Source organism: Arthrobacter sp. Marseille-P9274 (assembly GCF_946892675.1).
In the GTDB taxonomy this organism is placed as follows: Bacteria; Actinomycetota; Actinomycetes; order Actinomycetales; family Micrococcaceae; genus Crystallibacter.
The window spans coordinates 2,545,913-2,564,729 of the sequence record NZ_CAMPOV010000001.1 but is presented as its reverse complement, the minus strand read 5'-3'; the positions used below and the strand labels follow the sequence as shown (position 1 = coordinate 2,564,729).

The following is an 18,817-nucleotide window of genomic DNA, read 5'->3' as shown; positions in this document are numbered from 1 at the left end:
CGTGAGCCGGTTCAGGTTCTGATTAAAGAGAAGTACCGGCAGGTGCTGCGGACGGTTGGGGGAGACATCCGCTTGCCTGCCGGTACTTGGATCAGACCAGGAAGCCTAATCCGTAATCACTCGCACCTTTATGAGGTAGTTAAGACTGTAGGGACCGAATGTGGGACAAAACCCTTAAGAAGCTGGGAGAAGTCTGTGAATGCTTCTCCGCCGGAGCCGTCTGCCGCCCCGTGATTCAATGTCAGCATGACTGCACAGACTTCCACTTCTTCTTCCGGCCGCACCGTCTTCCTCGGCTGCGGATCAATGAACGAGGCCATTCTGGCGGGCCTGCTGTCCAGCGGGACCGATGCGCAATCAGTCACCGCTACCGTTCGCCGCACGGAGCGCGCCGAGGAGTTGCGCGACCGGTATCCGGGGCTGACGGTGCTGGCCGAGAACGAAGTTCCCGAGGCTAACAGCAAGGCCGTGCAGGGAGCCCGGCTTGTGGTGCTGGGCGTCAAGCCGGCCGGCATCGCCGACCTCTGCCGGCGGATTTCGGATGACCTGGCGCGGGAGACCGTCGTCGTTAGTGTTGCCGCAGCGGTCACTGTGGCGACCATGGAGGCAGCACTGCCCGAGGGACAGCCGCTGGTGCGCAGCATGCCGAACACCCCGCTGAAGGTGGGCCGCGGCGCCGTCGGAATCGCAGCCGGAACCCACGCCGGCCCGGAGCAGCTGAAGCTGGCTGAGGCGTTGTTCTCCGGGGCGGGGACCGTGGTGGTCGTGCCGGAGGACCAGCTGGACGCGGTGTCCGCGGTCAGCGGGTCCGGTCCGGCGTACGCGTTCTACCTGGCGGAAGCCATGGCCAAGGCCGGCGCGGAGCTTGGGTTGGGGGCCGAGCTAGCGTTGACCCTGGCTCGGGAAACCGTGGCCGGGGCGGGCGCCATGCTGGCCCAGGAAGGGGCGGACCCGGCGGCCCTGCGCAAGGCCGTGTCCAGCCCGAACGGCACGACGGAACGAGCGATCGCAGCCTTCGACGAGGCCGGGCTGCCGGCCGTCATTGCCGCCGGGATGCGCGCCGCGGCGGACCGCGCCGCGGAACTTTCCAAGGAGCTGGGCTGACCTGCCCGTTATGGGCGCGCTGCGAAGCGCTCGAGCAGGTCGACGTGGCCTGAAACGATGAGCATGTCCCGGCCGGAGACCTTGGTTTCCGGCCGGGCATAGGTAAAGTCCTCGCCCGGTGATTTCACGCCGACGACGGTCACTCCGTACTTGGACCGGACTGCGGATTCGCCGAGCGTGAAGCCCTGGGTTTCCTTGGGCGGATACATCTTGACGATCGCGAAACCGTCGTCGAACTCGATGAAGTCCAGCATCCGCCCGCCGACCAGGTGCGCGGCGCGGCGGCCGGCATCGGCTTCCGGGTAGATCACGTGGTTCGCGCCGATGCGGGTCAGGATCTTGCCGTGCGAGGCGGTGATGGCCTTGACCCATAGGTGTTCGATGCCCAGGTCCACGAGGTTCACGGTGATGAGCACCGAGGACTCGATCGAGGTGCCCACGCCGACGACGGCCGAGGTGAAGTCCTGCGCGCCGAGCTGCCGGAGGGCGTCGATGTTGGTCGCGTCCGCCTCGACGACGTGGGTCAGCTGGTCGGACCATTTCTGCACCAGCGTGGGGTCGCGTTCGATCGCCAGGACTTCGCGGCCCTGCTTGACCAGCTGCTCGGCCGTGGCCGCCCCGAAGCGGCCCAGTCCGATGACGAGGACCGGAGCGTTGTGCGAGGGGCGGTTGCCTGAGGATCTGTCAGCCAATGATCGGCCTTTCTTCCGGGAAGTGGTAGAGCTGGCGCCGCTCGCGCAGCGCAAGGGCGGAGGCGAGGGTTATCGTGCCCACACGTCCCGCGAACATCAGGATACAGAGCACGTACTTGCCCTCGGGCGGAAGTTCCGCGCTGAGGTTCGTACTCAGGCCGACGGTTGCGAAGGCCGAGATGACCTCGAAGAGGACCCGGTCGAGGGATTCTCCGGACAAGGCCAGCAGGGCGCCGGCGGCGAGGGCCACGAACGTCGCGCCCATCACGATCACGGAGATGGCCACGCGCATCGCGCCTTCGGGGACGGTCCGCCCGTGCACAGTCACGTCCCGGTTACCGCGCGCTTCGGCGGCGATCGCGAGGAAGACAATGGCGATGGTCGTGACCTTGATGCCGCCCGCGGTGGAGGCCGAGCCGCCACCGGCAAACATCAGCGCATCGGTCAGCAGCATGCTGGTTTGTTCCATGGCGTTCTGGTCCACCAGGTTGAATCCGCCCGAGCGCATCATCACTGAGGCGAACACCGCATGGATGAGCTTGTCACCGTCGGTGAGCCCGCCGATTGTGTCGGTGTTGGTCCATTCCAGGGCGCCCCAGCCGACAGTCCCTGCGACCAGGAGGATCAGGCTGACCTGGATGGTGAGCTTGGTATGGAGGTTCCATTTGCTGAAGCGCCAGCCGCGTTCGAGCAGGACCATGACCACCGGGAACCCGAGACTGCCGAGGAAAACGCCGAGCATCAGCGGAACCAGGATCCAGAGATCCTCTTCATAGGGCACCAGCCCGTCCGAGTGCGGCGTGAAGCCGGCGTTGTTGAAGGCGGAGATCGAGTAGAAGATTCCGTGCCACACGGCTTGGGCGAATGATTCGCCGAGGATGATGAATCGCGGGATGAGCATCAGCGCCAGCGCCACTTCGATCAGGACCGAGGTGGTGATGACGATCCGCAGCAGGGTGCCGACTTCGCCGAGCCGGCCCGCGTTGCTCATGGCCTGCTGGGCAATGAGCTTGCCGCGGACCCCGAGCCGCTTGCTCACCATGAGCGCCAGCATGGATGCCAGCGTCAGCGTGCCCAAACCGCCGATGAAGATACCGAGCAGGATGACGGCCTGGCCGAAGAGGGTCCAGTGCGCTGCGGTGGAAACGACGGTCAGCCCGGTGACGCAGACCGCCGAGACTGCAGTGAAGACGGCGTCGTGCAGCGGGGTGACCTGCCCGTCCGCAGCCGCCAGGGGGAGCGAGAGCAGGCCCGCGAAGACCAGGATGACGGCGGCATAGACGATCAAGGCCAGTCGCGCGGGGGAGCTGTTGGCAACCCGGTCGACGAAGTCGCGGATGTTGCCGAAGGCCGAGCGCAGTCCGTTGCTCTCCTGCAGCCTGGACGACTGTTTAACTGTCATGGGTACGCTTCTGACGGGTCGGGGATCGGTCGGGATGGTGGTCCATGCAGTAGTAAATCATCCTCCCTTTGTCACAGTGAGCAGAATCATGCGCTAGGGCTCCAATTCGCGTACCCTGACGGTGATGTCCGAGATGTCCGAGAACCCAGCAGCCGTCCTTCCCGCGGAAATCGTCTGGAACGAATCGATGCTGGCGTACAACTTCGGGCCGCAGCATCCGATGTCGCCGGTACGCCTGGAATTGACGGCCCGGCTGGCCGCTGAATTCGGCATCTTCGAGCGCGGCAACGTCACCGTGGTCCAGCCCGAGGTCGCGACGGACAACCAGTTGGAAACGGTCCACGAGCCCGACTACATCCGGGCCGTCCGCAAGGTCAGCGCCAATCCCGAGGAGCCGGATGAGGACCGCGGCCTTGGGACCGAGGACGATCCGGTGTTCGCCGGCATGCATGAAGCCAGCGCCAGGCTGGCCGGCGGAACCCTGCACCTCGCGGAGTCCCTACTGGACGGCCGCACCGTCCGAGGCGTGAATTTCGGCGGCGGCATGCATCACGCCGCGCGCAGCAAGGCCAGCGGCTTCTGCATCTATAACGACTGCGCGGTGGCCATCCAGCGGCTGCTCGACGGCGGTGTCCAGCGGGTGCTCTACGTGGACGTGGACGCGCACCACGGGGACGGCACGCAGAACATCTTCTGGAACGAACCGCGCGTGATGACCGTCTCGCTGCATGAAACCGGGCGGACCCTGTTCCCCGGCACCGGCTTCTCCAACGAGGCGGGCGGACCCGATGCGCTCGGCACTGCCGTCAACGTCGCGCTGCCGCCGCGGACGGACGACGCCGCCTGGATGCGAGCGTTCCACGCCGTCGTTCCTCAATTGGCCAGGGCGTTCCAGCCCGAAGTGATCGTCAGCCAGCACGGCTGCGACGGCCATGCGCAGGACCTGCTCAGCAGCCTGCGGCTCAGCGTCGATTCACAGAGGCAGATGATGCTGGACGTGGCGGAGCTCGCGGACCAGGTCTGCAGCGGCCGCTGGCTGGCCACGGGAGGTGGCGGGTACAACGTTTTCGACGTCGTTCCCCGCGCCTGGACGCATCTGCTGGCCATCGTCTCGGGCCAGCCGGTTCCCCTGCAGTCCGAGGTGCCCCGTCCGTGGCGCGCGTATGTCCAGGAACGCTACGGCCAGACGGCGCCGCTGGTGATGAACGACGATGCGCGTCTCTGGTGGCGTTCCTGGGAAGTCGGCTACGACCCCAACGATGCCGTGGACCGCACGGTCATGGCCACGCGCAAGGAAATCTTCCCGCTGCACGGCCTGGATCCCTGGTTCGATTGAACCCTCGGCGGCACGCCCGCCGAGGAGGATGCCAGAGAGCGTATATGCGGTTAGGGTAATGGAATGGTCATCGATGACGTCTTCGCCGTAATTGCGGAGACAACACGCCGGGAAATCCTGGCGGCGCTCCGAGACGGCGACAAGGCCGTGGGTGAACTCGTGGACGAACTCGAAGTCAGCCAGCCCACCGTCTCCAAGCACCTGAAGGTCCTGCGCGAAGCCGGCCTCGTCTCGATGCGGGCGCAGGGGCAGAAGCGCTACTACGGCCTGCAGCCAGGACCGCTGCAGGACGTGGCGGACTGGGTCGCATCGTTCGGGCTCGGGACGGCGCCTGCTCCCGCGGCCGAGCCGCTGCCGCCGGCCGTCGCGCTGGTCACGGAGCCGGCCGTGGCGATGGCGCCGGCCGCGGAGGGGGAAGCGGCAGGGACTGCGCCGCTGGGCCGGTCGTTCGGACAAGCCGCCAACCAGGCCGCGAAACAGGCCGCGGATTTACTGGCGCACCTGCCAAAATTGAGGCGCGGCCGGCGGACCTGAACCACGGGCTGCCGAGCGGCCTTCATTACATGTCGGACTTCCGACGTGTCGATTGTGTTTCGTTTTTCTCACAGGTCTGTGGTTCCATCGTTAGTCGGTCCATGCACGCCGGACGCGTGCGCCGAAAAATGCAACAGAAGGAGCAGGCCTTGGACGCCCAATTGCTCGAGATCCGCGACGAAGTTTTCCGCCGCAACCCGGGAGAGACCGAGTTCCACCAGGCCGTCAACGAGGTCTTCGAGTCTCTGGTACCGCTTTCGGCCCGGCACCCGGAATACGCCAACGCCGCCATCCTGCAGCGGATCTGCGAGCCGGAGCGGCAGATCATCTTCCGCGTTCCGTGGGTGGATGACGCCGGCAAGGTCCAGATCAACCGCGGCTTCCGCGTGGAGTTCAACTCCGCCCTCGGCCCGTACAAGGGCGGACTCCGGTTCCACCCCTCCGTCTATCTGGGCATCGTCAAGTTCCTCGGTTTCGAGCAGATCTTCAAGAACGCCCTGACCGGCATGCCGATCGGCGGCGGCAAGGGCGGCGCAGACTTCGACCCGCGCGGCCGGTCCGATGCCGAGGTCATGCGCTTCTGCCAGTCCTTCATGACCGAGCTCTACCGCCACATCGGCGAGTACACCGACGTCCCCGCCGGCGACATCGGCGTGGGCGGCCGCGAAATCGGCTACCTCTTCGGCCAGTACAAGCGCATCACCAACCGCTACGAATCCGGCGTGCTCACCGGCAAGGGCATCGGCTGGGGCGGTTCCCTGGTCCGCCCGGAGGCCACCGGCTACGGCGCCGTCCTGTTCGCCCAGGAGATGCTCAAGACCCGTGGCCAGACTTTCGATGGCCAGCGCGTCTCCGTCTCCGGCTCCGGCAACGTGGCGATCAACGCCATCGCCAAGGCCCAGTCCCTCGGCGCCAAGGTCGTCACAGCCTCCGACTCCGGCGGTTACGTCGTGGACGAGGCAGGCATCGACGTCGAGCTCCTCCGCCAGATCAAGGAAGTGGAGCGCGGCCGGATCTCCGACTACGCGGTGCGCCGCGGATCATCGGTGAGCTATGTTCCCGACGGATCCGTCTGGGACGTCGACGCCACCGTGGCCCTGCCGTGCGCCACCCAGAATGAACTCAACGACAAGCACGCCGCCCGCTTGCTGGACTCCGGCCTGATCGCCGTCGCCGAGGGCGCCAACATGCCGTGCACGGCTGAGGCGACCGCCCTGTTCCAGGAAGCAGGCACCCTCTTCGGTCCGGGCAAGGCTGCCAACGCCGGCGGCGTGGCCACCTCCGCCCTGGAAATGCAGCAGAACGCCAGCCGCGACGCGTGGACTTTCGAGCACACGGAGGAGCGGCTCACCGAGATCATGGTCAACATCCATGAGCGGTGCGCCGCAACAGCCGAGGAGTACGGCATGCCTGGCAATTACGTCGCCGGCGCCAACATCGACGGTTTCCGCCGCGTGGCCGACGCCATGCTGGCCCAGGGCCTGATCTAGCAGTTTCCCGGTAGGCTCTGCCCATGACGGACGTCCTGATTGGGCTGGACATCGGCGGCAGCAAGACGCATGCCGTCCGGTTCGAGGACGGTGTGCCCGCGGGCGAGGCCGTGGCCGGCAGCGCGAACGTGCAGAACGTCTCGCGCGCCGAGGCCGCGGAAGCTTTGGCCAAGGTGTTCGCCGCGGTAGGTGGGGGCGCGGGCCACGTCCTAGCCGGCGCCGGAGGCATTGATACCGCGGACGACGCCGGAGCCCTGGTATCGCTAATCGCTCCCCTTGCGCCGGGGGCCCGGATCGAGGTGGTCCACGACTCGCGGCTCATCCTGGCCGCGGGCTGCGCCAGCAGAGGCATCGCCGTCATCGTCGGCACGGGTTCCGCGGTCTGGGGGACCGACGGTGCCGGACGCGAGGCCCGGGCCGGCGGCTGGGGCTACCTGCTGGGCGACGAGGGCAGCGGCTACTGGCTGGCCCGCGAGGCCGTCCGTCACGCCCTTCGGCGCCGCGACCAAGGCCTGGAAGCGGACGAACTCACCCGGACGCTGCTGGCGGACTGCGGCCTGGCGGAGCCCGTGGACCTGATATCCGCCTTCCATGGCGGAGCGGGCCGGGCCTACTGGGCGCAGCGATCGCGCGTGGTGATCGACGCGGCCGGCCGGGATCCGGTGGCGGGAGCGTTGCTGGAGGCGGCCATCAGGGAGCTGGCAGAACTGATTGTCCTGGTCGCGCGCCGGATCGGCAGCAGCGGCCCTGTCATCCTCGGCGGAAGCATCGGGGCGCACGTTCCCCGGATGGCGCAGGGCATCGCGGCCGAGGTCGCCGCCCACGGGATCACCGGCGTGCGGCCCCTCGACCGGGCGCCGGTGCTGGGGGCCGCCTTCCTGGCCGGTTCGGATCCAGTTTGAGGGCGCCGCGTCATTTTCCGTTACAACGGGCGGACCGACTGGCGGCCGCGGTTGCGTCCGGCGTACCCTCGCTACATGACAACCCGTTGGTATGCGTATTTTCCGTTGGCTCTGGAGGGGCCTGACGTGACTGCCTAGCGGCATACGCACCCAACGAACCTCCAGAGCCAACAGGGCAGAGATCATTCTCTGCCCTTCGCCATTTCTACGGCGGGGTCTGGGCTACCGTTCCCGCCCTTAATCAGACGGGAACCTGCAATGCCGCCACTATCCAGCCTCACCGCCACGCACAGCCCTTCCTCCGGCGCCGCGACGTTCAGCGTGCTGCCCTCGCCGGGGGAACTGACGGCGGAACTGCCGGCGGCGCCCGGAGCGATCGCCGCCGTCGAACGTGGACGGACGGGGATCCGGGCCATTCTCAACGGACTCGATGACCGGCTGCTCGTGATCGCAGGACCCTGCTCGATCCATGATCCGGAGGCCGGGCTGGACTACGCTGCGCGGCTGGCGGAGGCGGCCCGCCGGCATAGCGCGGACCTGCTGGTGGTGATGCGCGCGTACTTCGAGAAGCCGCGCACCACGGTCGGCTGGAAGGGGCTGATCAACGACCCGCACCTGGACGGCTCCCACGATGTCGCGACCGGACTGCGCATGGCGCGCCGCTTCCTGCTGGATGTGACGGCACTGGGCCTGCCCGTCGCGACCGAGTTCCTCGAGCCGGTCAGCGCGCCCTACCTCGCCGACCTTGTCAGCTGGGGCGCCATCGGGGCCCGGACCACCGAGAGCCAGATCCACCGCCAGCTCGCGGCGGGCTTGCCGCTGCCTGTCGGCTTCAAGAACGGGACCGACGGCGGAATCCAGGTAGCGGTCGACGCATGCCTGGCGGCATCGGCGGAACAGGCCTACCTCGGCATGGGCGACGACGGACGCGCGGCCGTGGTGGCAGCGCCCGGCAATCCGGACACCCACCTCATCCTGCGCGGCGGCAGCGGCGGACCGAACTACTCGGCGGCCAGCGTGCTCGACGCCTCCCGCCAGCTGGCCGCGGCGGGAGTCAACCCGCGGGTCATTGTCGACGCAAGCCATGCCAACAGCGGGAAGAGCCACCACCGGCAGGCCGAAGTTGCGCTGGAACTGGCGGCCCAGCTCGAGGCCGCCGAGGCGGGGACCGGGACTTTGGCCGGCGTCATGCTCGAGAGCTTTCTGTCCGGCGGCGCCCAGAAGCTGGACGTGGCCGAGGTGGCCAACGGAGAGGCCGAGCTCGTCTACGGCCGCAGCGTGACGGATGCCTGCATGGGCTGGGAAACCACCGAACTGGTGCTTGAGCAATTGGCGGCCGCTGGCCGTTCCGCGGCCGGACGGCCGTAAGGGGACGGGCGATAAAAAAGCCCCTAGTCATCTAACGATTAAGCCACAAGGACAACTTTCACTTTGGCCACTCATGCATCTAGAGTATCGAGTGAGACGGTACTTACTCGCTTGGCAAGGCAGCACGCCGTTGGGCCTTCGCCCGGGGTCGGGTCTGCCTGGAGTTAAGGATTGATGTGCAATGGCTGAGGAGAAGAACTTCTCGAACGTCCGCTTCCTCACGGTCGCGGAGGTTGCCGAGGTCATGCGCGTCTCGAAGATGACCGTCTACCGCCTGGTCCACGCCGGCGATCTGCCTGCCGTCCGCTTCGGCCGCTCCTACCGCGTTCCGGAATCCGCAGTGGAGCAGTATGTGCAGGGAGCGGTAGTGGACGGCCAGAGCGGCACCGCCTGACCCGGTCGGACGGGGTGCGGCGCCGGTCGGGTTGCCGGGGCCGCGGTCAAAGCTGTTCCGAATTAGGCGGTACCCTGTTAAGGAACGTTTTACGTCGTCGTAAGATTTGCTGGCCTGCCCGGCCCTTTCGGGCAGTCGGGGCCGGCGGATGCCAACCGAAGTGATTTGTGAGGAACTCGTGGGTTCAGTTATCAAGAAGCGCCGCAAGCGTATGGCAAAGAAGAAGCACCGTAAGCTGCTTCGCAAGACCCGCCACCAGCGCCGCAACAAGAAGTAGCCGCACAGCCGGCAGCTCGCAGGTCCGCCCGGGAAACCGGCGGGCCTGCTGTCTTTAACCCCCGGCCTTCGATCCCGTCGCCGGCCCGCGGCGAGACAGCCGCAGGAATCAGGCGCGAGGACCCCGGACCTTGCTCAGGCCGCGCCAGAGTCCGTAGACGGCGCCCGCAAAGGTCGCGGCCTTCAGGCCCAGGGTCGCCGCCCGCCGTCCGCTGCGGAAGTCGTAGACCGGCCAGTTGTGCTCGCGCGCGTGCCGGCGCAGCCGGGCGTCCGGGTTGATGGCCACCGGATTGCCGACCAGCGACAGCAGCGGCACATCGTTGTAGGAGTCGCTGTAGGCCCAGCAGCCGTCCAGCCTGAGCCCCTCCAGCCGGGCCAGTTCCGCCACGGCGTCCGCCTTGGCCTGCCCGTGCAAGATCTCGCCGACAAGCTGTCCGGTGTAGGCGCCGTCGTCAATTTCCGCGACGGTCCCCAGGGCACCTGTCAGGCCCAGGCGGTCGGCAATGACCTCGGCGACCGCCAGGGGAGTGGCCGTGACCAGCCAGACCCGGCGACCCGCGCGGAGGTGCTGGTCCGCCAATGCGCGCGTGCCGGGCCAGATCCTCGAGGCAATGATCTCGTCGTAGACCTCCTCGCCGAGGGCCTTCACATCGCTCACCAGCAGGCCGGTGCCGATCGCCATGGCGGAATCCCGGACGGCGTGGATGTCCTTGAGGTTCTCACCCGTGAGCAGGAAGCGGCCCTGCTTGATGAAGAAACCGGCGGCATCGCGCAGCCTGAAGGAACCGCGCTGGTACATCTTCAGGCCGACATGGAAGAGACTGGCCCCGCGCATCAGGGTGTTGTCGACGTCGAAAAACGCGGCCGCCGCCAGACGGTCCGGCGGGCCAGAGGTGCGGGCGGCTGGATCCTGGTCGGCTGTCGGCATGTCTCGAGTCTAGCGACCGAGGTCCAAGGGTGCAGACCGCCGGGGAACCCCGACTCCGTCCCCGGCCGCCGGGTCCGGCATCGACGGCGCCGGGTCCGGCATCGACGGCGCCCCGGCCTAGTGTTGATATCCGCGGTGTCCGGCCGCCTGGCCCCGGTACCGGATCGTCCGACGGCCGTGTCCGGCTGGCTGGCGGCCGCGTGGCGCCCCGAGCACGGCTCGCGCTACCTTGGAGCCATGAGTGAATCACCCGCCCCTCCGCACGACCTGCTGCTGCTGACCAAGCCCGGCTGCCACCTGTGCGAGGCCGCGCGACGCACCGTGGCCGAGGTCGCCGAGGAACTTGGGGTGGAATGGCGGGAGCAGTCGATCCTGGACGACGCCGAGCTGGAGCGGCGCTTCGCGGAGGAAATTCCGGTCGTGATGATCGACGGCGTGCAGCGGGACTTCTGGCACATCGATCCGGACCGGCTGCGGTGCCTGCTCACCGCCTGACCGGGCCGCCGGATTGGTGGGCGCCGAACCGAGCCCCTAAAGTTGGGATACAGACCGATACCGTAAGGACCGAACCGTGACTACCCACGATCCTTCAGGTCCCGCTACGGGGCCGGAGACGCGCGGTCGACCCATTCCTCCCGCTTCGGTAGCCCGGCTGACTATTTACCTCAGGGCGCTTAACTCTTTGCTGGCCGAAGGCGTCGAGCGCGTTTCTTCGGAGGAGCTCGCCGAGGCCGCCGGCGTGAAGTCGGCCATGCTGCGCAAGGATCTGTCCTATTTGGGGTCCTACGGCACGCGCGGCGTCGGCTACGAGGTCCAGCTTCTCACCCGGACCATTGCCGCGCGCCTCGGCCTGACCCAGGAGTGGCGGGTCGCCATTGTCGGGGCCGGTAACCTTGGCCGGGCCCTGGCCGGCTATTCCGGCTTCACGACCAGAGGCTTCGAAGTGGCGGCCATCTTCGACGCCGACCCCGCCATTATCGGTTCCGAGGTCGGCGGGCTGAAGGTCAGCGCTGTCATGGACTTGGAGAGGGTCCTGGCGCGCACCGGAGTGAACATGGTGGTCCTGGCGGTTCCGGCCCGGTCCGCGCAGGAGCTCTGCGACGAGCTCGTGGCCGCTGGGGTGCGCAGTATCCTCAGCTTTGCTCCGGTCGTCCTGCAGGTGCCGCCGGGCGTCGAAGTGCGCAAGGTGGACATGGCCACCGAACTGCAGATTCTTGCCTACCACGCACAACGGGCGCAGGAATCGGAACCAGGTTCCGAATCCCGCGCCCGCAGCGCCCGCTAGAGCCAGTCGATCAGCGGCCGTAGATGCCGAACTTCCGGGCCGAGACGGCTTTGAAGTACTCGTTGGCCGGCCGCATGAACAGCAGCACGATCGCAGCGATGCCCAGCAGCGCCGTCAGCGTGTTAAGGCCGAACGGCACCAGGCCCACCAGGGACAGTGCCGCGAAAACGGTGCCGGTGATGCGGGCCCAGTTCTTGCCGGCCTTCACGCCGAAGGCCACCATCAGGTAGAGGCCGATGACGATCAGGCCTGAAATCACGAGGACGACGCCCGCCGTGCCGCTCATCATGTCCATGAACTGCTGTTCGCTGATCTCGCCGCCGGTCTGCGCCAAGGCATCGCGCACGGCAGGGTCATCCGCCATGCCGGCCAGCAGGGTGTCCATGGTGGCGAGGGAGATGATGACCTGGACGGCGGTCAGCACCGCCGCGGCGATGATCAGCCAGAAGGCGATGACGACTTCTTTGGGTCGGGTCGGCACGGCGCCCGGCTGCGGCTGGGAGGAGGGGTAGCTGTACTGGCCCGGCTGTGCGCTCTGGTAGCCGTAGGGGCCGGGCTGCTGGCCGTACTGGGGTGCGTTCTGGCCGTAGGGGCCGGGCTGCTGCCCGTACTGCGGGGCGTTCTGGCCGTACTGCGGCGGGTTCTGCCCGTACTGCGGGGCGTTCTGGCCGTACGGCGGCTGGTTCTGTCCGTACTGGGGCTGCCCGTACTGCGGGGCGTTCTGCCCGTACCGAGGCTGCTCCTGGCCAGAACCGTTGGCCGCTTGGCCGCGCTGCTGTTCCGGCTGGCCGGAGGGATCGGGCTGGTTTTCAGGAGTGGACATGGTCGGATCCTTTTCTTGGCTGCACAGGGAGCGGCGGAAGCATGCAGGCGCCTTCGCGGGGCCTGTTAAGCCAACATTACAGTGACGCCGAGTGCGCTGTGACTAGCCCGAAAGGATGATATTCGGTGCCCGCCGGCGGGCCGGGGCGGAAGCATAGGGCCCCGGCCCGCGGGCAACGGATCAGGACTGCTTGATGAGCGCTGCGTCCAGGTTGATCTTCACCTTGTCGCTGACCAGTACGCCGCCGGCTTCGAGCGCCGCGTTCCAGGTCAGGCCGAATTCCTTGCGGCTGATCTCGGCTTCGCCGGTGAAGCCGGCGCGGGTGGCGCCGAACGGATCGACGGCGACGCCCGTGAACTCCACCTCCACCTCGACCGGCTTGGTGACACCACGGATGGTGAGGTCGCCCGTGAGGGTGTATTCCTCGCCGTCGCCCTCAACCCCCCTCGCGACGAAGGTCATCTCCGGGAACTGTTCGACATCGAAAAAGTCCGTGCCCTTGACGTGGGCGTCGCGGTTGGCCTCGCCCGAGTTGAAGCTGGCGGTCTTGACGGTCGCGTGGAGGGTGGAGTCTGCCAGCGTCGATCCGACGCGCGCTTCGGCGTCTGCGTCCGTGAACCGTCCGCGGACCTTGCTGATGCCGGCGTGGCGGACCGTGAAGCCGATCTCGCTGTGGGCCTGGTCGAGTTTCCAAACGCCTTCTGTGAGGCCTTGGGGCAGTGTCATCTTCGACTCCTTGAACAGGGGTGATTGTCTGGACCAACGGTTCGTGCCTCGAGGGTCCGGCGCTGCGGTCCCTTCCCGGTCATTCTTGCGGCGGCCCGCGCTTTGGGCAATAGCGGCCTCCTTTGAGACACTTAAGACCATGCCGCCAACGACTGTTCACTTACTGCGCCACGGCGAAGTCCATAATCCGGGCCGTGTGCTCTATGGCAGGCTGCCCGAGTTCCATCTGTCGGAGCTGGGCCAGAAGATGGCGCAGCGTGCGGCGGACTATTTCGCGGACCGGGTCGCGAACGGCGCCAACATTTGCTATCTCGTCTCGTCGCCGCTGACCAGGGCACAGGAGACCGCCCAGCCGACGGCCGCGGCGCTGAACCTGGAGATTGTCACGGACGATCGGATCATCGAGGCCGAAAACCGCTTCGAAGGCCTGGCTGACATCAGGCGGCAGCTGCGCGATCCGCGGCACTGGGCCTCCCTGCGCAATCCGATGCGGCCCTCCTGGGGCGAGGCCTACACCGCCCAGGTCCTGCGGGTGATGGCGGCGGCGGAAGATGCGCGGAAGGCCGCCGAGGAAATCGGCGGGCCGGGGGCAGAGGCCGTCATGGTCAGCCACCAGCTGCCCATCTGGGTCACGCGACTGGCCGCGGAGCGCCGCCGGCTCTGGCACGACCCGCGACGGCGGCAGTGCACGCTGGCGTCCGTGACCAGCCTGATGTTCGACGGCGAGCACCTCGCCGGGGTGGACTATTGCGAGCCGAGCGCGGACCTGCTGCCCGGTGCGGCCAATATCCCTGGAGCGTAATAGAATTACTACGCGTTGTAGAAGTGGGAAGCCCCCAGCCCACGTAGAAAAGTGTGATTGTGACTGCGAATACCCCTGAGCCCTTGAACCGCCGGTCCCTGCTCAAGATGAGCGCCGCGCTGGTCTTCGCGCTGCCGCTGGCCGCCTGCACGGTGGAGGACTCGCTGGCCCAGCAGGCCAATGCCGGCGACAACAAGAACTATATCGCCGGCGACGGATCGGTCACCGAATATGACCCGGGCAGCCGCGGCGAGCCCGTCCAACTGACCGGAACGCTGTTCGACGGCAGCAAGGTCGACTCGTCCGGCTGGACGGGCAAGGTGACCGTGCTCAACTTCTGGTACGCGGCCTGCGCGCCGTGCCGCCTGGAGGCCAAGGACCTGCAGGCCCTGAGCCGGGAATTCAGCGAGGAAGCCCGGTTCTACGGCGTGAATGTGCGCGACGAAAAGGCGACGGCCGAGGCATTCGAGCGCAACTTCGGCGTGACGTACCCGAGCTTCAAAGACAAGGACGGCGGCATCCTGCTGTCGATGACCAGCTACGTCCCCCCGCAGGCCGTCCCCACCACGCTGGTGCTGGACAAGGAAGGCCGCGTTGCCGCCCGGATTCTTGGGGTGGCTGACAAGGGCACGCTGAAGACCCTGATCCGCGACACCGCGGCCGCCTGACCGTGGGAATCACCTACATCCCCGGCTCGGTCGGCAACCTCTTCGGCGAAACCGTGCTCAGCGGTTCGGTGCTGCTGGCCATTCCGGTGGCCATGCTGGCTGGACTCGTTTCATTCATGTCCCCGTGCGTGCTCCCGCTGGTGCCGGGGTACCTGGGCTACGTCACGGGCCTGACGGGCGTGGACCTGGACAGCCAGCGGCGCGGCCGGATGTTCGCCGGAATCGGCCTGTTCGTCCTTGGTTTCTCCGCCGTCTTCGTGGCGATCGGAGCGGTGTTCGGCCAGCTGGGCGCCTGGCTCAAGGGCACGGAAGCCGCGTGGGTAACGCAACTGCTCGGCGTCGTCGTTATTGTCATGGGCATCGTTTTTATGGGCGGACTCAGCTGGTTCCAGCGGGACCGGAAGATCCACTCCCGCCCGCCGGCCGGCCTTTGGGGCGCGCCGGTGCTGGGCATGACCTTCGGCCTGGGCTGGGCGCCGTGCATCGGGCCGACGTTCTCCGCCGTGCAGGCGCTGGCCTTCTCCGGCGGCGCCGACGCCGCGAAGGGTGCTTTCCTTGCCTTTGTCTACTGCCTTGGCCTCGGGGTCCCCTTCCTGCTGATTGCCCTCGGTGTGCGCCGCGGCATGGGGGCGATGGCCTTCTTCCGCCGCCACCGGTTGTTCCTCCAGCGGGCCGGCGGCGGCCTGCTGGTAGTTTTGGGCCTGCTGATGGCCAGCGGCCTGTGGGGGAGCTGGGTCACGCAACTGCAGGACTGGTTCGCCAACGAAGTGAGGCTCCCCATCTGATGAGCAAGACAACTGCCAAAAAGTACGACGTCGAGCTGCCCAAGTTGGGGTTCCTCGGCACCGTGCGCTTTATCTGGTCCCAGTTGACGAGCATGCGCACCGCGCTGTTCCTGCTGCTGCTGCTCGCGGTGGCCGCGGTGCCCGGCTCGCTGTTCCCGCAGCGCCCGGCCAACCCCGCCGTGGTGACGCAGTACATCGCCGATCATCCGCAGACCGGGCCGTGGCTGGACCGTTTCCAGCTGTTCGATGTGTACTCGTCCGTCTGGTTCTCCGCGATCTACCTGCTGCTGTTCGTCTCGCTGATCGGCTGCGTGATCCCGCGAGCCATCAAGCACTGGCAGGCCATGCGTGCGCAGCCGCCGCGGACGCCCCGAAGGCTCTCCCGACTGCCCCAATACGCGGCGATGGCGCTGCCGGCGGGCTCGTCGGTGACCCGGCAGTCCGCCGTCGAGGACGCCGCCCGGGTGCTGAAGCGCCGGGGCTACCGCGTCCACGTGCGCGACACCGATACGGACCGTCCCTCCGTCGGGGCGGAGCGCGGCCTCTTCAAAGAGGTCGGCAACCTGGTCTTCCACGTGTCCCTGATCGGGGTGCTGGTTTCCGTGGCGGTGGGCGGCCTGTACGGCTACCGCGGGCAGAAGATCATTGTGGAGGGCGAGTCCTTCGTCAACACGCTGGTCAGCTACGACAACTTCACGCCGGGCAGCAGCTTCCACGAGGACCGGCTGGCGCCGTATTTGCTGCAGCTGGACAAGTTCGAGGTGGAGTTCGACCGCGAGTCCAAGACCCACTACGGCCAGCCGCTGGACTTCGCCGCGACCATGACCACGCGCGACGCCCCGGGGGCCGAGGCGAAGGAGCAGGTCCTGAAGGTCAACGAGCCGCTGGCGATCGGCGGGACCAACGTTTACCTCGTCGGCAACGGCTACGCTCCCGTGGTGACGGTGCGCGACGGCAACGGCAACGTGGCGTACCAGGGCCCGGTCGTCGCGGTGCCGAACGACAGCGCCTACACGTCCACCATGGCGATCAAGGTGCCGGACGCCAAGCCGGAGCAGCTTGGGTTTGTCGGCTTCTTCCTGCCGACGGCCGTCGAGGGCGAAGACGGCGTGGCGGTGGGCAGCGATCCGGATCCGTTCAATCCGCGGCTGTACCTGAACTCGTACAAGGGCGACCTGGGCCTGGACAACGGCGATCCGAAGAACGTGTACGTGCTCGACACCAGTGGGCTGACGGTCCTCAACGACCGTAAGCAGGAAGCCGGCGGCATCGAACTGGGTGCCTATGAAAGCGCGGACCTGCCGGACGGCCTGGGCAGCATCACCTTTGACGGGCTCAAGCGGTACATCGCCCTGGACATCGACCACGATCCGGGCCAGGGCGGGGCACTGGTGTTCTCGACGCTGGCGCTCCTGGGGCTCGGCGCCTCGCTGTTCATCGGACGGCGCCGCGTCTGGGTCCGGACGGGAACCCACGAGGACGGCCGCACCATGGTCGAATGGGGTCTGCTGGCCCGCGGCGAGGATCCGCGGCTGGTCGCCGAATCGGCGGCGCTGCGCAAGCTTTTCGAGAAAGAGTGGCTGGCCACGGAGAACGGGCCCGCCGACAATGACCGTGACGCCGTCGGCGTCAACGAATCCTAAGGACGTGCCCGAGCATGCCAAGCATTGACGAAACCCTCGGCCAGTACAGCGAGCTGTTCATACTGCTGGCGGCCATGGCGTTCACCGTGGCCTTCATCGCCTTCTGCTGGGACCTGGCAACTTCCAGCAAGACCATCCGCGCGGTGGAGAACCGGCTCGCCGAACAGCGTGCCGAACAGAAGGTCCCGGCCACGGTTGGGGGCGGCGCAGGGCCGGCCGCCGGCGCCACGGCGGACATCGCCGTCGCGGACGAGTCCATGGACTACGCCGGTGAACGCCGCAACGCCGCCCGCATCGGCGTCGCCGTCAGCGTCCTCGGTGCCATCATCCTGGCCGCCGGGGTGATCAGCCGCGGCATCGCTGCGCACCGCGTGCCGTGGGGCAACATGTACGAATTCTGCACCACCGGCGCCCTCGTCGTGGCCGTGGTGTACCTGCTGACCCTGATCAAGAAGGACCTGCGGTTCCTCGGCTCCTTCGTGATCGGGCTCGTGGTCATCATGCTGTGCGCGGCCGCCATCGGGTTCCCGACGCCGGTCGCCCACCTCGTCCCGGCGCTGCAGAGCTACTGGCTGGTCATCCATGTGTCCGTCGCGGTGATCGCCTCCTCGCTGTTCACGCTGACGTTCGCGATGTCGGTGCTGCAGCTGCTGCAGGCGAACCGCGAGGCCCGCGCCCGCGCCGGACAGCCGGACCGGCTGGCGTTCATGCGCCTGGCCCCGTCCGCGCTGACCCTTGAGAACGTCGCCTACCGGATCAACGCCGTCGCCTTCGTCCTCTGGACCTTCACGCTCATGGCCGGCGCGATCTGGGCCGAGAAGGCCTGGGGCCGCTACTGGGGCTGGGACACCAAGGAAGTCTGGACCTTCGTGATCTGGGTTGTCTACGCCGGCTACCTGCACGCCCGCGCCACGCGCGGCTGGACCGGCACGCGCGCCGCCTGGCTGTCGATTGTCGGCTACCTGTGCGTGATCTTCAACTTCTCGATCGTCAACGTCTTCTTCTCCGGCCTGCACAGCTACTCCGGCCTCCAGTAGGCCGCACGGACTGGACTCAAGGAAGGACGCAGAGAGCCCCGCAGGATGATCCTGCGGGGCTCTCTGCTGGTGCAGGGGACTTTGTTGGTGCAGGGGACGCCCGGTGCGTTCCCTCATGCCTGCCGTAGGAGAGCTCAGCGCGGCCCGGGGTTCTCCGGATCCTGCTCGCCGAGCTTGTCCGCGGCTCCGCCCTGCTCCCTCTTTTTCGCCTCGCGTTCGCGCTTCTGCCGCTCCGCCTCCCGCTGCTGCTGGCGCCGCTGGTGCTCCAGTTTGCGCAGGAAGGCCACGTCGTCGTCGGGAGCCATCGGGCGGCGCTGCTGGACCTGGGGCTGCGGCGTGGAGCGCGGCCTGCCGAAGAGGAACCACAGCAGCGCGCCGATCAGCGGGACCAGCAGTATGGTCAGGATCCAGGCAGGCTTGGAGATGCTGCGCACTTCCTGCGGCCGTGAGCGGATGCACTCGATGAGCGCATAGACGATGACTGCGACAGCCACCACGACGAGCAGAATGTACACGCGAACCATGTCTAAATTGTAGTTGAGCGGCGGCTGGAGCCGGGCGGCGGAAGGGCGTATTCAGCTAAGGGCACGACGGCGGCCCCCTACGTCCGCGGCGGCGTAAA

21 protein-coding genes are annotated in these 18,817 nt (G+C 67.4%); 15 read left to right on the top strand and 6 right to left on the bottom strand.

Translation table 11 applies throughout. The features are described 5' to 3' along the window. Positions 1-246 precede the first annotated feature (246 nt). On the top strand, positions 247-1,104 hold the full coding sequence (gene proC, locus OC550_RS11825) for a pyrroline-5-carboxylate reductase (RefSeq protein ID WP_262105964.1): 858 nt from the start codon (positions 247-249) through the stop codon (positions 1,102-1,104). Positions 1,105-1,112: 8 nt separating this feature from the next. Here proC and OC550_RS11820 read toward each other — a convergent pair whose 3' ends face one another. Together OC550_RS11820 and OC550_RS11815 are read right to left on the bottom strand one after the other, a co-directional pair. Next, positions 1,113-1,796, bottom strand: coding sequence for a TrkA family potassium uptake protein (locus OC550_RS11820; protein ID WP_262105963.1), 684 nt, complete (start codon positions 1,794-1,796; stop codon positions 1,113-1,115). Further along, positions 1,789-3,198 (bottom strand): TrkH family potassium uptake protein, encoded by a 1,410-nt coding sequence (locus OC550_RS11815; RefSeq protein WP_262105962.1) that lies wholly within the window; start codon positions 3,196-3,198, stop codon positions 1,789-1,791. The genes OC550_RS11820 and OC550_RS11815 overlap by 8 nt, the downstream gene beginning before the upstream one ends. 133 nt (positions 3,199-3,331) lie before the next feature. Between OC550_RS11815 and OC550_RS11810 the strand changes: the two genes are divergently transcribed. The 7 genes from OC550_RS11810 to OC550_RS11780 all read left to right on the top strand — a co-directional run bounded on the left by OC550_RS11810 (position 3,332) and on the right by OC550_RS11780 (position 9,499). Beyond that, complete coding sequence (locus OC550_RS11810) at positions 3,332-4,534, top strand: acetoin utilization protein AcuC (protein ID WP_262106333.1); 1,203 nt, start codon at positions 3,332-3,334, stop codon at positions 4,532-4,534. Between the two features lie 63 nt (positions 4,535-4,597). Beyond that, the gene (locus OC550_RS11805; protein WP_262105961.1) at positions 4,598-5,068 is read left to right on the top strand and encodes a helix-turn-helix transcriptional regulator; all 471 of its coding nucleotides are present in this window, start codon (positions 4,598-4,600) and stop codon (positions 5,066-5,068) included. A gap of 149 nt (positions 5,069-5,217) precedes the next feature. Next, entirely contained in the window at positions 5,218-6,558 is a 1,341-nt protein-coding gene (gene gdhA / locus OC550_RS11800) for an NADP-specific glutamate dehydrogenase (protein WP_262105960.1), read from the top strand. A gap of 23 nt (positions 6,559-6,581) precedes the next feature. Beyond that, on the top strand, positions 6,582-7,460 hold the full coding sequence (locus OC550_RS11795) for an N-acetylglucosamine kinase (RefSeq protein ID WP_262105959.1): 879 nt from the start codon (positions 6,582-6,584) through the stop codon (positions 7,458-7,460). Between the two features lie 258 nt (positions 7,461-7,718). Then, positions 7,719-8,828, top strand: coding sequence for a 3-deoxy-7-phosphoheptulonate synthase (locus OC550_RS11790; RefSeq protein WP_262105958.1), 1,110 nt, complete (start codon positions 7,719-7,721; stop codon positions 8,826-8,828). 181 nt (positions 8,829-9,009) lie between these two features. Beyond that, the gene (locus tag OC550_RS11785) at positions 9,010-9,222 is read left to right on the top strand and encodes a helix-turn-helix domain-containing protein (RefSeq protein WP_262105957.1); all 213 of its coding nucleotides are present in this window, start codon (positions 9,010-9,012) and stop codon (positions 9,220-9,222) included. Positions 9,223-9,400: 178 nt separating this feature from the next. Beyond that, positions 9,401-9,499, top strand: a complete 99-nt coding sequence (locus OC550_RS11780; protein WP_003792170.1) for an AURKAIP1/COX24 domain-containing protein — start codon at positions 9,401-9,403, stop codon at positions 9,497-9,499. A gap of 108 nt (positions 9,500-9,607) precedes the next feature. On the opposite strand, the gene OC550_RS11775 is transcribed toward OC550_RS11780, so the two are convergent. Continuing rightward, on the bottom strand, positions 9,608-10,426 hold the full coding sequence (locus OC550_RS11775; RefSeq protein WP_262105956.1) for an HAD family phosphatase: 819 nt from the start codon (positions 10,424-10,426) through the stop codon (positions 9,608-9,610). 237 nt (positions 10,427-10,663) lie between these two features. Between OC550_RS11775 and OC550_RS11770 the strand changes: the two genes are divergently transcribed. Both OC550_RS11770 and OC550_RS11765 read left to right on the top strand, forming a co-directional pair. Next, positions 10,664-10,921 carry a glutaredoxin family protein gene (locus OC550_RS11770; protein WP_262105955.1) on the top strand — a complete coding sequence of 86 codons (258 nt, stop codon included), beginning with the start codon at positions 10,664-10,666 and terminating at the stop codon, positions 10,919-10,921. Positions 10,922-10,997: 76 nt separating this feature from the next. Next, positions 10,998-11,711, top strand: coding sequence for a redox-sensing transcriptional repressor Rex (locus OC550_RS11765; protein ID WP_262105954.1), 714 nt, complete (start codon positions 10,998-11,000; stop codon positions 11,709-11,711). 10 nt (positions 11,712-11,721) lie between these two features. Here OC550_RS11765 and OC550_RS11760 read toward each other — a convergent pair whose 3' ends face one another. Together OC550_RS11760 and OC550_RS11755 are read right to left on the bottom strand one after the other, a co-directional pair. Next, positions 11,722-12,534: a hypothetical protein gene (locus OC550_RS11760; protein WP_262105953.1), complete on the bottom strand. Its 813-nt coding sequence runs from the start codon at positions 12,532-12,534 to the stop codon at positions 11,722-11,724. Positions 12,535-12,714: 180 nt separating this feature from the next. Further along, positions 12,715-13,260 carry a YceI family protein gene (locus OC550_RS11755; protein WP_262105952.1) on the bottom strand — a complete coding sequence of 182 codons (546 nt, stop codon included), beginning with the start codon at positions 13,258-13,260 and terminating at the stop codon, positions 12,715-12,717. A gap of 139 nt (positions 13,261-13,399) precedes the next feature. On the opposite strand from OC550_RS11755, the gene OC550_RS11750 reads away from it, so the two are divergent. The 5 genes from OC550_RS11750 (at position 13,400) to ccsB (ending at position 18,195) form a co-directional block, all read left to right on the top strand. Further along, on the top strand, positions 13,400-14,062 hold the full coding sequence (locus tag OC550_RS11750; protein WP_262105951.1) for a histidine phosphatase family protein: 663 nt from the start codon (positions 13,400-13,402) through the stop codon (positions 14,060-14,062). A gap of 107 nt (positions 14,063-14,169) precedes the next feature. Beyond that, the gene (locus tag OC550_RS11745) at positions 14,170-14,730 is read left to right on the top strand and encodes a TlpA disulfide reductase family protein (RefSeq protein WP_262106332.1); all 561 of its coding nucleotides are present in this window, start codon (positions 14,170-14,172) and stop codon (positions 14,728-14,730) included. Positions 14,731-14,732: 2 nt separating this feature from the next. Continuing rightward, positions 14,733-15,515 carry a cytochrome c biogenesis CcdA family protein gene (locus OC550_RS11740; protein WP_262105950.1) on the top strand — a complete coding sequence of 261 codons (783 nt, stop codon included), beginning with the start codon at positions 14,733-14,735 and terminating at the stop codon, positions 15,513-15,515. Then, positions 15,515-17,158 (top strand): cytochrome c biogenesis protein ResB, encoded by a 1,644-nt coding sequence (locus OC550_RS11735; RefSeq protein WP_262105949.1) that lies wholly within the window; start codon positions 15,515-15,517, stop codon positions 17,156-17,158. Before OC550_RS11740 ends, OC550_RS11735 begins: the two co-directional genes overlap by 1 nt. A gap of 14 nt (positions 17,159-17,172) precedes the next feature. Next, positions 17,173-18,195 carry a c-type cytochrome biogenesis protein CcsB gene (gene ccsB, locus OC550_RS11730; RefSeq protein WP_262105948.1) on the top strand — a complete coding sequence of 341 codons (1,023 nt, stop codon included), beginning with the start codon at positions 17,173-17,175 and terminating at the stop codon, positions 18,193-18,195. 134 nt (positions 18,196-18,329) lie between these two features. Here ccsB and OC550_RS11725 read toward each other — a convergent pair whose 3' ends face one another. After that, the gene (locus OC550_RS11725) at positions 18,330-18,719 is read right to left on the bottom strand and encodes a PLD nuclease N-terminal domain-containing protein (protein ID WP_262105947.1); all 390 of its coding nucleotides are present in this window, start codon (positions 18,717-18,719) and stop codon (positions 18,330-18,332) included. Positions 18,720-18,817 lie beyond the last annotated feature (98 nt).